We start from the raw sequence: 12,913 nt of genomic DNA, 5'->3' as shown, positions 1-12,913 counted from the left end.
TGAGAATAATTCTCGATATATAGAAAGGCTGCGAGCCATGAATACTCCAGACCATTCCTTTGCTTCATTTCTTTATAAACTGCAAGATATTCAGCATGTGTACTCAGGTAGCTTTTCTTCTCGGCGAGAAACGACTTTTCATACCTTATTATTGTTCAATGAAGGGGAAGGGGAGATGACCATTGACGGACTAACGTATCCTCTTTATCGTCAAAAGGGCTTTATGCTCGCCCCCGGCGTAACCATGAAACTGAATATGTTGTCCGGCGCTCCAGCAGATTATTACATCATCCGGTTTCTGGCTTTGCAGCCATCTGGAGAGCCGGATCGTTACATACCCGCTCAGGCGTTCGGACCGCCCGAATGGATCATTTCCCACTTTCGTTTTGTGATGGACATGGTTGATGAGATCAAGAAGAAGCATCATTGTGATAACGTATGGGATCAAATGAAGGCTAATATTCTATTTCAGGAAATGCTGATGTCATTGTTTCAGCATACGAGCCGTGATCAAAAGCCTGATGTGCAGCAGGCGATGACTGTGACGCTTCATTACATGGAGCAGCACTATGCTTCCGATATTACACGGGACAAGCTAGCAGAACTGGCGGGGATGAGTGCTGATTATTATTCGCGTATGTTCAAAAAGTTGATCGGCAAAAGCCCGATGGAATATTTGACGGACATTCGTATAAATCATGCGAAGCAAGCGCTGGTGCTCACCCGTGATTCCTTCCGTTCCATTGCTCATGGTGCCGGGTTTAGCGATGAGTTCTACTTCAGCCGTAAATTCAAAGCGGCGACAGGACGCTCCCCCTCAGCATACGTAAATACGATCCGATATACCCATAAAATAGCTTCGCTCAAGCATCTGTTAACCGGGCATCTGGTTGCGTTAGGCATAGAGCCGTATGCGGCAGTCATCAACAAGGCTTACCCTGTCAGCGAAGACCTTCGTAATACGATATCGGTAGGAGATGCTCAGCCCGACTTGGAAAAACTGATGTCAGCTCAGCCGGATCTGATTTTAACCTGTGAATTCAGGGATATTGAAAAGTCTAAAAAGGAGAAAATGTACGAGCAAATTGCACCCACCGTCACCGTCCCCTTTTTTCAAAACTGGCGTACTCATTTTCAGTCGATTGCCCGTATTGTCGGCAAGGATGCGGAAGCGATGGAATGGCTGGAACGATATGAAACGAAGGCCGAAACGATTTCTCGAAAGGTCAGGCAAAAGCTTGGTGGGGAGAGCGTGCTGGTCGTCGGTCTAGGAAATCAGAAAATGTGTGTGTATGGACAGCGGAATGTGGGGACGGTTTTGTACGGAGACTTAAAGCTGACGATGCCTGCGGGGGTGGAGGATATTGCCCATTATCGTGAAATAACGGTGGATGAGCTGGCTGAATTTGATGCAGACCGTATCATACTGACATGTTACCGTCATTATGGAAACACCTATAAAGAACAAGCGATTCAGCAGGAGTGTCGAGATCTGTGGCGCTCACCCCAATGGCGACAACTGAAGGCGGTGAGGAATGGAGCTGTTCACTACATGTGTGATAGCCGACACCTGTATACATGTTATACTTCATTGTCCCACGACCTATTATTAGACAAATCGCTAGAGCTGTTGTTGTCTGATTCGTCCAAATAAAGGACGCTAACGTCCATGTTCATCATGGGGTCCCTCCTTATAATTAATAATGAGAATCAATATCATCATTGGCGAACTAATTAGGGGGAACAGAGACAATGTTTCGAGCATCATCAAGCAAGGGGAGTATATGGTTTGCACTCATAGCAGTATTGCTGCTTTTATCAGGCTGTGGCGCTAGCGGCGCGGGTACGAATTCAGGTGAAGCGGTCGGAACAAGTCAACCAACGACGGACAAGCAGGGAACGGCTTCAACCGACGAGGTACGTACCATAGAGCATGTCTTGGGAAAAACCGAGATTAAAGGCACGCCCAGACGGGTCGTTACCCTGTATAACGGAGCCAACGATGTTATGATCGCCTATGGTATCAAGCCTATAGGGATTGTAGAGTCACATGGAACCGAGCCGGTGTATGACTATTTAAAAAAGGATCTCACAGGGATTCCCACGGTCGGATTGGAAACACAGCCAAACCTGGAGGAGATTTATAAGCTGAAACCGGATGTCATCATTGCGACCCGATTCCGTAACAAGGCAACGTATCAGCAATTATCGGAAATTGCGCCTACTGTGGCCGTTAATGAAGTGTATGAGTGGAAGGAAACGGTGCAACTGATCGGACAAGTGTTGAATCAGGAGGATAAAGGAGCCAAATTACTGACGGATTGGGATCAACGTGTAGCGGATTTCAAGACGAAAATGGGTGACCGCCTGCCCATTAAGGCTTCCATTGTCAACTTCCGCGCAGACCATGCACGTATTTATTATATGGGTTATGCCGGGAAAATTCTGAAGGAGTTGGGCTTTACCCGTCCCCCTGCACAAGAAGGGGAAAAATGGGGGATCAAAGTGAACAGCAAGGAGAGCATACCGGATATGAATGCGGATACGCTGTTTGTATTTAACTCCGGGAAAGATCCGGCTGCCATTGAAAAAAATTATGAAGTATGGACAAGACATCCTTTATGGAAGAACCTTGATGCATACAAGAAAAATAGTATTTTCAAGGTCGATGAAGTGAACTGGAATTTGGCCGGAGGCTATCTGAGCGCGAATCGGATGCTGGATGATCTCTATAAAATTTATGATCTGAAATCATAAAGGTTAAATCGCAAGTGAAAGACGGAAATACAGCAGAGGGGTGAGGGGGTCATATCTCTCATCCTTCTTTTGTATTGTACAATGCTGTTGAAAGAGTGAGGCTATGCAACGATGCTAACGACAAACCGAACCAAAACAATCGGACTCAGTGTATGTCTAATCCTTCTCTTAGGCGCTTTGTTCATGGGCCTATTGCTGGGAAGAACGCTGATTCCTCCGGAATTTATAATATCTTCCCTCTTTCAGTATGATACTCAAAATGTGGAGCATGTGCTGATACATACCGAACGTCTGCCGCGCACAGTCATTGCTGCCGTTGTGGGCGCAAGCTTGGCGATGGCTGGGGCCTTCATGCAGGCGCTTACTCGCAACCCGTTGGCTTCACCCAGCACGTTTGGCATCAATGCGGGCGCTTTGTTTTTTGTTTCCATAGCTGCGGTGGTGTTCTCGGTGGAGTCTATGATGTCTCTGATGGGATTTGCTTTGATTGGTGCAGGACTAGCGGCTGTTCTGGTGTACGTCATCGGCTCAGTAGGCAGGGATGGTTTGACACCCATCAAAATCGTATTGTCCGGCTCTGCCATTCATGCCTTATTTATGTCGATGATCCAGATTATTTTGGTGATGAATGAAACGGGTATGCAAAATGTGTTGTTCTGGATGGCCGGCTCTGTCAGCGGACGCTCGCTGGAGATGCTACAGCCTTTATTTCCTTTTATGTTGGTGGCGGGGATATCGGCTATGTTTATGGGCAGAGCTGTGAACCTGCTTGTGACCGGGGAAGATGTAGCGAAGGGGCTGGGGCAAAATACCATATGGGTCAAATGTGCAATGGGCCTGATTGTTGTGGTGTTGGCTGGTTGCTCTGTTGCCATTGCGGGAGCGATTGGCTTTGTCGGTCTGATCATTCCGCATGTGGCGCGTGGATTGGTTGGCGCGGATTACCGCTGGATTATTCCTTTTTCGGCGGTGCTGGGTGCTTTGCTGCTGGTGTCGGCTGATATTGCCGCCAGAGTGCTAATTTCGCCGCAGGAGATTCCGATTGGCGTGATTACGGCCTTGATCGGAGTTCCCTTTTTCATCTACATTGCCCGTAAAGGGAGGACGTGGAAATGAAGCGTATGAATGTAAAGCATGGGGCCAGCACTAGTACAGGCGGTAAGAACGTAAATCGTTATATCACGCTGCGGAGCAGAGACGGCAGATTTCATATCCAGTTGGAAAAGAAAGCGTTATGGATGATAGGTGGATTAGCCTTGGCGCTTCTGCTCATTGGTATAATCAGTGTGGGCTGGGGTGACACGTATGTGCACCCATGGGAAGTGCTTCGAGCGATGTGGGGACGCGGCTCCGGCGATTATGATTTTATTTTGTACAGGCTGCGGTTCCCGCGAGCACTTACGGGAGTGCTGGTCGGCGCGGCTTTGGGTATAGCGGGAGCAGTGCTTCAGGGCATCATACGTAATCCGCTGGCATCCCCGGATATCCTCGGGATTACAGGTGGAGCATCTGTAGCAGCAGTGACGTTCATTGCTTACGGCGGGGCTATTTTGAGTGTCCAATGGCTGCCTGTGGCGGCTGTCGCTGGAGCGCTGGTCGTATCGCTACTTGTATATATATTGGCCTGGAAGCAAGGTGTAACGCCAATCCGATTGGTGTTGGTCGGGATTGGTTTGGCTTCAGCCATGAGTTCGATCACGACACTTATGCTGGTTATGAGCTCGTCCTTTACAGCAGGCAAGGCTTATATTTGGCTGACGGGTAGCGTGTATGGAGCGTCGTGGGACAACGTATATACGATGCTGATTGCTTTGGGGGTCTGTACACCACTGGTTCTCTTTTTTGCCCGTAGTCTCAATACGCAGGAGCTGGGGGATGACGTAGCTACCAGCTTGGGCGTGAAGGTGCAGCGACATCGTGTAATGTTACTGCTACTCAGTGTGATTCTCGCCGGAACTGCAGTAGCAGTCGCGGGAGCCATTGGTTTTGTAGGATTAATCGCGCCGCATATTGCACGTCGTTTGGTAGGCCGCTCTATGGGTAGCCTGACACTGGTATCGGCATTGGCAGGGGGATTACTGGTTTATATCGCCGATTTGCTGGCCCGTACGGCTTTCTATCCCATTGATATTCCCGCAGGCATTTTCACAGCAGGGGTAGGAGCACCATTTTTCCTGTATCTGCTGCTTCAGCGCCGGGATCGACGTTAAATAGATGACATCACAATATGGGAGGGAAGCTACATGGGTTTAGAAATGAAGAACCTGATGATTAACTACGGGACAGACCCTGTCATTCAAGAGCTGGACCTGCAAATTCCGGAGGGAAAGATTACGGTGCTCGTAGGCAGCAATGGCTGTGGAAAATCGACGATTTTACGTGCTATGGCGCGTCTACTGAAGCCTGTGGCGGGAGCAGTGCTGCTGGACGGGCAGGCTATTGCCCAGCTCCCCTCCAAGCAGATTGCCAAGAGGCTGTCTATCTTGCCGCAGGGTTCGTCGGCTCCGGAAGGGCTGACGGTGTATCAATTGGTTAAGCAGGGCAGATATCCGCATCAGAGCTGGCTCAAGCAGTGGTCGGCAGAGGATGAAGCACAGGTACAAAACGCGCTGCAAGCGACGCAATTGGAAGCTTTTGCAGACCGTCCGGTAGATTCTTTATCTGGTGGACAGCGTCAACGTGCGTGGATTTCCATGACTTTGGCGCAGGGGACAGATATTATTTTACTGGATGAGCCGACCACCTATTTGGACATGACACATCAAATTGAGATACTAGACCTGCTGTTTGATCTGAATGAACGCGAAGGACGGACGATTGTGATGGTGCTGCATGATCTGAATTTGGCCTGTCGCTATGCGCACCACATAATAGCAGTATACGATAAGCGTATTTACGCACAGGGAAAGCCGGAAGAAATCATGACCGCCAAGACAGTGGACACGGTATTCCAGCTGCGCTGCCAAGTCATTCCTGATCCTTTGTACGGAACACCGATGTTTATTCCTCACGGCAAGGGTCGAAAATTAGATACCGTACAACAGAAGGTCTTCGTTTAAGCCTGTGGTAGAAACGCATAAGCGCCACGTCCCGCTTTTTTACCCGTTCGGTCGATTTGGACATCCTGATCCTGAGACGTACGATCCGCACGAGCTCCTTTTTAGGAGCTTTTTTTTACATACAACACATTGACGCAGGGGGACTTTTTTTGTTTTCATATGAGTAACCTCTATTCATCGAAAACAGGTTAGAGCCATACAAGCTTGAATTTTAATTGTAATCATTACCGATAAAGCATAAGACTGATTTGGAAATACTGTCAATATTGCTGTTTGACATCTGAGGGAAAACAGGAGGTACGCGATGAACCATCAGCAGTTGGATGAATTTCTGAGAAGCCTGGATGCTGTAGAACAAATACAGATTCACACTGGGAAAAATGTGAACGATTTAGAACCGCTGGGGTTCCAGATTAACGGGATAGAGCATGAGATTCTCCGTATGGAAGGCAAATATTTTTTTGAGAGCGGTTCCATTTATATGAGTAAGCATCATCGGTTTGCGGATATGCCTCTGCACAACCATGATTTTATTGAAATGAATTATATGTATTCCGGGGAATGCAGACAGGTCATTGATGGCAGAGAGATTCGGCTGGAGCAGGGACAGATATGTATTTTGGATACGAATGTTCCGCACAGCATTTATGCGCTTGGTGAAAATGATATATTGGTCAATTTGATTATGAAAATGGAAACGTTCTCAACCACTTTTTTTGGACGCTTCAGCAACACGGGCATTGTGGCCGACTTTCTAGCTAACGCAGTATCCCGGGACAGAAGGCATGATCGTTATATTCTATTTCATTCCGAGCATCATGAGAATGTACAGTATATTTTTAAGAACATGCTGTGTGAATTTTGGTCTCCGCAGGATTATGCTCAGCAGATGCTCAGTCATTATGTGCCTTTGCTGCTTACAGAGCTAATGCGGGTATATCAGCTGGATATGAACTTTGAGCTGGATCATAGGCCGGGTAAAGCGAGCATTATTGATATTTTGCAGTACATTGAGCAGCATTATCGGGACTGTACACTCCCCCAATTGGGGGCAACGTTTAATTTTAACCCTAATTATCTGGGGAATTTACTAAAAGAACAGACAGGCAAAACATTTCGGGAGCTTGTCCAAACTCAGCGTATGCTGCATGCAGAGACGCTACTTCGTCATACCCATCAGAGCATTAGCGAAATAGCGTATGAGGTGGGGTACGAAAGCCTGGGATTTTTTTATCGGAAGTTTAAGGCGTACACAGGCTATACGCCAAGTCAATATCGTGAACGTGAGGGGCGAGCGAATGAAATTTGACACCGACGATAAGCTGTCTATTTGAATAGTTTATGAATGGGCTCTATATCATCCTTGTCTTTTACCAATTGGTCTGTATAGTCTGGTGATTTGCTAATGAGAATAGGGTTTTAAGACTTGGTACCTACCGCAAGCATATGCGGGCTCATACCGATCACGGATTCCTGCTCTTCAACCTGCCGTGCTATATCCAGCAAACGGATGCGATGGGAAGGGATGGCCCACTTCTCTTCAAATCCGGGTGCAATCCAGACGGGTCCTTCTATGCCCAACACACGAGGCTCCGGCAATCCAGCCATCTGCCAGTCTGCACGCAAGGCATCCGGTGTATGAAAGTAGGAGCGCGCGATAAAAGAGGGATAAGCCGCAGGGCGCACATGCTGACCATCTGTCAGCTCCTGTCTGACCATATCCATGAACACGTCTTCTTCCACAATGGTATTGCGCTCGCCGTACACAGATAGTCCCCAAAGTAGCGAGCCAAACCTGGAAATAGCTGAAGTAATCAGCGTTCCACCCTTCTTTAAGACACGCGCTGCTTCTTGCAGCGCTTTTACTCGTTCCTTCTGCTCCGTTAAATGATATAAAGGACCCATTAATAGCACGATGTCCGCGCTTTCATCTTTACGATCAAGATTCCTGGCATCTGCGGTTTCCAGCTTGCTGATGATGGGGTTGTTCAGTTGCTGCTGACGAGCGAATTCAATGGCTTGGGGAGACAAATCAAACAGATGAACTTCATGCCCCAGCTCCGCCAGCCAGAAGGAGTAGGCCCCTACACCGCCGCCAATATCATAAATGACTTGAGACGAACGGCTGACATAACGCGAAATGATTTCCTTCGATCGCTCCAGCTCTATTTTTCCGATTCCCCGCTCTAATCTGCCTATTTCTGCACCGCCATCATAATAAGTCAGAATTTCATGCTCATCTTTTTCAAACATAGTACACCTCGCTCAGATGAATGGAATAATATAACAATAGCACTAACATCATGAGCAAGTCTACTGTACCTTTGAAGAGGGATCCGCTTTTACCAACTATGAATTTAGGATAAGAACTAGCTATTAAAAGCCAATTTGGGGTCCGGATTGGCTTTTGCTAAGCAGTAAAGCTCATCATTCACGATTTGAACCCCACAAATATAAATTGCATATATTATCAAGCAAGTCGATCCATAATCTATGAGTTTGAAAGGGGAAGAATATGTGATCATACATGTATATGCTTTATGTTGGAACGAAGAAAAGATGCTCCCATTTTTTTTTAAGCACTATGATAATATAGCGGATCAATACTATATTTTCGATAATGACTCAACTGATAATTCTATATCCATGTTAAAGGCACATCCCAAAGTTAATATGAATAGATTTGAAATCGAAGATAATTCTGTCGTGAGATCAGCACAAGATCTATTCAACCAATGTTGGAAAGAAAGCAGGGAAAAGGCAGACTGGATTATTATCTGTGACATGGATGAACATTTTTATCACCCTGACCTTAGAACATATTTGCAAGAATGTACTTCGAAAGGGATAACATTGATTGTCCCTAATGGTTATGAAATGGTTTCTGATTTTTTTCCTAATAGCCAGCAACCATTATATGAAACGGTAAGGAATGGTGTAAGAAGTCATACGTACGATAAACCTCAAATATTTAATCCAAGTGCGATTCAAGAAATAAATTTTGGGCCTGGTAGGCATACTGCTTTACCTGCTGGGAATGTAATAAAGCCATCTAATAATGAAGTACTATTGTTACATTATAAATACTTGGGATTTGACTATCTGAATTCACGTTTCTCAGCTTTGAAACAAGGGCTGCGAGAAGGAGATACCACTAATCGATGGGGATTTCATTATTTATGGGATGAAAAACAAAAATTGGAACAATTTAAGGATTTAAAAAATAGATCTGTAAGAGTGCTGTAGCATGAACTGTTGGCACAAGCTGTGTGTTAATCCTCCTATACTCAGACTTACCCGTTTGTCACCCCCTAAACCTGAATTCGGAGAATTTACTTTGCTGACCCCATATGTGTTTAATAAATAAGTATTTTTCCCTTTTCCGTGCCCAGAGCTTTTTTTCTGATGACATGTTTTTTCTAGGAAAAGCTCGTAAGCGGGCTTAAAAAAAAACTTGTGAAACGTATGGGTAAGGGCAAACCTTTGATTCCCTTCCTCTGAGAGAAAATAAGGAGATTTGTGATACTTGAATAACCGAGTAGGTCGAGGTTTGATCGGACGGATTGACTGAGTAGATATCCTATCTTAATTTTAATGGGCAAACAAACAATCATATCTAACAAATTATTAATATGATATACGGAACTTCCGGTATTCCTATCTTTAGTTCTATATAGATTGAATTTGAAAACAACATAGTGGATAAAAAGTTACGGAGAAAAAGTTTGAAGTAGAGGAGCGATAGCACAAAATCGGCCGGAAGTTCAAGCTTTTTCCATATTTACGACCGATTCCACTATAAAAATTTCAAATTCAATATATATAGTATTTTTATTTGATTATATAGATTTATAGTGAATAACCAGCAAAGGAGGCATCAACTAAATGGCGGTACTATCAACTGGGCCTATTGAGAATAGTCCTGTTAGTGGGATCAGGCCGATCCAACAGGTCACTGTTAAAATAGTTAACCAAGATGTAGTCGATTTTTCAACTATTTTAATACAAGGATACTTTTTAAACGATGTAAGAACATTGTATGTACTTGAAGAATTATCTTTAGCCCCTAATGTGGTTATTACGAAAAATTATACAGCAAACTTCGATGCATATGAGTTCGTTTTTACTACAAATGGTCCTGCAGAAGAAAGTACTAATATTTCGGTGTGGGGAAGAAATGGGAGTGGTGCAATCATTGATGTTCAGCGCATTGTTGCGGATGAGCAACTAGAGTCTTAAAACTCAACAAATGTACAGAGATAAAACCACAATCATATCAAATGGTGGAGACATAAAATGGAGGGAACAGGATATTGAGAAAGATCTCACTGTTCACAAAAGCTTACTTTTACTAGGAAGGAGGGAGTATCTTTATGGCAGTATTATCAACTGGACCCATTGCAAATGATCCTGTTAATGGAGTCAGACCCACCCAACAGGTCACGGTAAAAATCGATAACCGAGATTCAGTAAATTCTTCTACTGTTTTGATTGAGGGTTACGTTTTAAACGGCAGTAGAACATTATATGTACAAGAACTAGTAGTAGTGGGGCCAAATGCGGTTATAACTAGGAACTACTTTGCAGATTTCAATGCATTTGAATTCGTCTTTACCACAAGCGGAGCAGCAGAGGATGAAACTCAAATTTCTGTTTGGGGTAAAGATGCATTTGGGCAATTGGTGCCTGCCCACCGATTAGTTTCTGATGAACTTTTAGGAACCGATCAAGGCGTCCAAGGACCACAGGGTGTTCAAGGAGACCAAGGACCACAAGGTGACCAAGGACCTCAAGGAGACCAAGGACCTCAAGGAGACCAAGGACCTCAAGGAGACCAAGGACCTCAGGGAGACCAAGGACCTCAAGGCGTTCAAGGTGACCAAGGACCTCAAGGAGACCAAGGACCTCAGGGAGACCAAGGACCACAAGGTGACCAAGGACCTCAAGGTGACCAAGGACCTCAGGGTGATCAAGGACCTCAAGGGGATCAAGGACCTCAGGGAGTTCAAGGACCTCAAGGAGACCAAGGACCACAAGGCGTTCAAGGTGACCAAGGACCGCAAGGTGACCAAGGACCGCAAGGAGACCAAGGACCTCAAGGGGATCAAGGACCTCAGGGAGTTCAAGGACCTCAAGGAGACCAGGGACCTCAAGGTGATCAAGGACCGCAGGGAGACCAAGGACCTCAGGGAGTTCAAGGAGTTCAAGGGGACCAAGGACCACAAGGCGACCAAGGACCTCAGGGAGTTCAAGGACCACAAGGCGACCAGGGACCTCAAGGCGATCAAGGACCGCAAGGTGACCAAGGACCGCAAGGTGATCAAGGACCACAAGGCGTTCAAGGTGATCAGGGAGTTCAAGGACCTCAAGGAGACCAGGGACCTCAAGGTGATCAAGGACCGCAGGGAGACCAAGGACCTCAGGGAGTTCAAGGAGTTCAAGGCGACCAAGGACCTCAAGGGGATCAAGGACCTCAAGGGGATCAAGGACCTCAGGGAGTTCAAGGACCTCAAGGTGACCAAGGACCTCAAGGCGTTCAAGGTGATCAGGGAGTTCAAGGACCTCAAGGCGACCAAGGACCTCAAGGCGTTCAAGGTGATCAGGGAGTTCAAGGACCTCAAGGCGACCAAGGACCTCAGGGAGTTCAAGGACCTCAAGGCGACCAGGGACCTCAAGGCGATCAAGGACCACAAGGCGTTCAAGGTGACCAAGGACCGCAAGGTGATCAAGGACCACAAGGCGTTCAAGGTGATCAGGGAGTTCAAGGACCTCAAGGAGACCAGGGACCTCAAGGTGATCAAGGACCGCAGGGAGACCAAGGACCTCAGGGAGTTCAAGGAGTTCAAGGGGACCAAGGACCACAAGGCGACCAAGGACCTCAGGGAGTTCAAGGACCTCAAGGAGACCAGGGACCTCAAGGGGATCAAGGACCTCAGGGAGTTCAAGGACCTCAAGGTGACCAAGGACCTCAAGGTGACCAAGGACCTCAAGGTGACCAAGGACCTCAAGGTGACCAAGGACCGCAAGGTGACCAAGGACCTCAAGGTGATCAAGGACCTCAAGGCGACCAAGGACCTCAAGGTGATCAAGGACCTCAAGGTGATCAAGGACCACAAGGTGTTCAAGGTGACCAAGGACCTCAAGGCGATCAAGGACCTCAAGGTGATCAAGGACCGCAGGGAGACCAAGGACCTCAGGGAGTTCAAGGAGTTCAAGGGGACCAAGGACCTCAAGGCGTTCAAGGTGATCAGGGAGACCAAGGACCTCAAGGCGACCAAGGACCTCAAGGCGATCAAGGACCTCAAGGGGATCAAGGACCTCAAGGTGACCAAGGATCTCAGGGTGATCAAGGACCTCAGGGAGTTCAAGGACCGCAAGGAGACCAAGGACCTCAGGGTGATCAAGGACCTCAGGGAGTTCAAGGAGTTCAAGGCGACCAGGGACCTCAGGGTGATCAAGGACCTCAAGGCGACCAGGGACCTCAAGGTGCTCAAGGACCTCAAGGCGACCAGGGACCTCAAGGAGACCAAGGACCTCAGGGAGTTCAAGGACCGCAAGGAGACCAAGGGCCACAAGGTGCTCAAGGCCCTCTAGGACCACAAGGTGTTCAAGGCCCTCTAGGTGCTCAAGGCCCTCTAGGTCCACAAGGTGCTCAAGGCCCTCTAGGTGCTCAAGGCCCTCTAGGTCCACAAGGTACTCAAGGCCCTCAAGGTGATCAAGGACCACAGGGAGACCAAGGACCACAGGGAGACCAAGGACCACAGGGAGACCAAGGACCACAAGGCGTTCAAGGCGACCAAGGACCGCAAGGCGACCAAGGACCGCAAGGTGACCAAGGCGTTCAAGGAGACCAAGGACCACAAGGCGATCAAGGGCCACAAGGAGACCAAGGACCTCAGGGTGATCAAGGACCTCAGGGTGATCAAGGACCTCAGGGAGTTCAAGGACCTCAAGGTGACCAAGGGCCACAAGGAGACCAAGGACCTCAGGGTGATCAAGGACCTCAGGGAGTTCAAGGACCTCAAGGTGACCAAGGGCCACAAGGAGACCAAGGACCTCAGGGTGATCAAGGACCTCAGGGAGTTCAAGGACCTCAA

The 12,913-nt window shown here is 47.3% G+C and carries 11 protein-coding genes; 10 read left to right on the top strand and 1 reads right to left on the bottom strand.

What is annotated here, in order from left to right; genetic code table 11:
• The first annotated feature begins 175 nt into the window (after window positions 1–175).
• From AC6EJC_RS17085 to AC6EJC_RS17060, 6 genes are all read left to right on the top strand, one after another.
• Entirely contained in the window at window positions 176–1,654 is a 1,479-nt protein-coding gene (locus tag AC6EJC_RS17085) for an ABC transporter substrate-binding protein (protein ID WP_444954999.1), read from the top strand.
• Window positions 1,655–1,752: 98 nt separating this feature from the next.
• The gene (locus AC6EJC_RS17080) at window positions 1,753–2,757 is read left to right on the top strand and encodes an ABC transporter substrate-binding protein (RefSeq protein WP_444954998.1); all 1,005 of its coding nucleotides are present in this window, start codon (window positions 1,753–1,755) and stop codon (window positions 2,755–2,757) included.
• Window positions 2,758–2,868: 111 nt separating this feature from the next.
• Window positions 2,869–3,873: a FecCD family ABC transporter permease gene (locus tag AC6EJC_RS17075; protein WP_444954997.1), complete on the top strand. Its 1,005-nt coding sequence runs from the start codon at window positions 2,869–2,871 to the stop codon at window positions 3,871–3,873.
• Window positions 3,870–4,967: a FecCD family ABC transporter permease gene (locus AC6EJC_RS17070; protein WP_444954996.1), complete on the top strand. Its 1,098-nt coding sequence runs from the start codon at window positions 3,870–3,872 to the stop codon at window positions 4,965–4,967. Before AC6EJC_RS17075 ends, AC6EJC_RS17070 begins: the two co-directional genes overlap by 4 nt.
• Window positions 4,968–5,000: 33 nt before the next feature.
• Complete coding sequence (locus AC6EJC_RS17065; protein ID WP_444954995.1) at window positions 5,001–5,816, top strand: ABC transporter ATP-binding protein; 816 nt, start codon at window positions 5,001–5,003, stop codon at window positions 5,814–5,816.
• Window positions 5,817–6,120: 304 nt separating this feature from the next.
• Window positions 6,121–7,125, top strand: coding sequence for an AraC family transcriptional regulator (locus AC6EJC_RS17060; RefSeq protein WP_444954994.1), 1,005 nt, complete (start codon window positions 6,121–6,123; stop codon window positions 7,123–7,125).
• A gap of 110 nt (window positions 7,126–7,235) precedes the next feature.
• Here the strand turns inward: AC6EJC_RS17060 and AC6EJC_RS17055 are convergent, their stop codons facing one another.
• The gene (locus AC6EJC_RS17055) at window positions 7,236–8,069 is read right to left on the bottom strand and encodes a class I SAM-dependent methyltransferase (RefSeq protein ID WP_444954993.1); all 834 of its coding nucleotides are present in this window, start codon (window positions 8,067–8,069) and stop codon (window positions 7,236–7,238) included.
• Window positions 8,070–8,333: 264 nt separating this feature from the next.
• On the opposite strand from AC6EJC_RS17055, the gene AC6EJC_RS17050 reads away from it, so the two are divergent.
• The 4 genes from AC6EJC_RS17050 to AC6EJC_RS17035 all read left to right on the top strand — a co-directional run.
• Window positions 8,334–9,062 carry a glycosyltransferase family 92 protein gene (locus tag AC6EJC_RS17050; protein WP_444954992.1) on the top strand — a complete coding sequence of 243 codons (729 nt, stop codon included), beginning with the start codon at window positions 8,334–8,336 and terminating at the stop codon, window positions 9,060–9,062.
• A gap of 639 nt (window positions 9,063–9,701) precedes the next feature.
• Window positions 9,702–10,055 carry a hypothetical protein gene (locus tag AC6EJC_RS17045; protein ID WP_444954991.1) on the top strand — a complete coding sequence of 118 codons (354 nt, stop codon included), beginning with the start codon at window positions 9,702–9,704 and terminating at the stop codon, window positions 10,053–10,055.
• A gap of 510 nt (window positions 10,056–10,565) precedes the next feature.
• On the top strand, window positions 10,566–12,410 hold the full coding sequence (locus tag AC6EJC_RS17040; RefSeq protein ID WP_444954990.1) for a hypothetical protein: 1,845 nt from the start codon (window positions 10,566–10,568) through the stop codon (window positions 12,408–12,410).
• A 117-nt stretch (window positions 12,411–12,527) separates the two neighbouring features.
• The coding region (locus AC6EJC_RS17035; RefSeq protein ID WP_444954989.1) for a hypothetical protein at window positions 12,528–12,913 on the top strand (386 nt) is incomplete at its 3' end.

It is taken from the genome of Paenibacillus sp. TY11, from assembly GCF_059772165.1.
The sequence above is the reverse complement of the archived record's forward strand: the minus strand, read 5'-3'. Positions and strand labels throughout refer to the sequence as shown.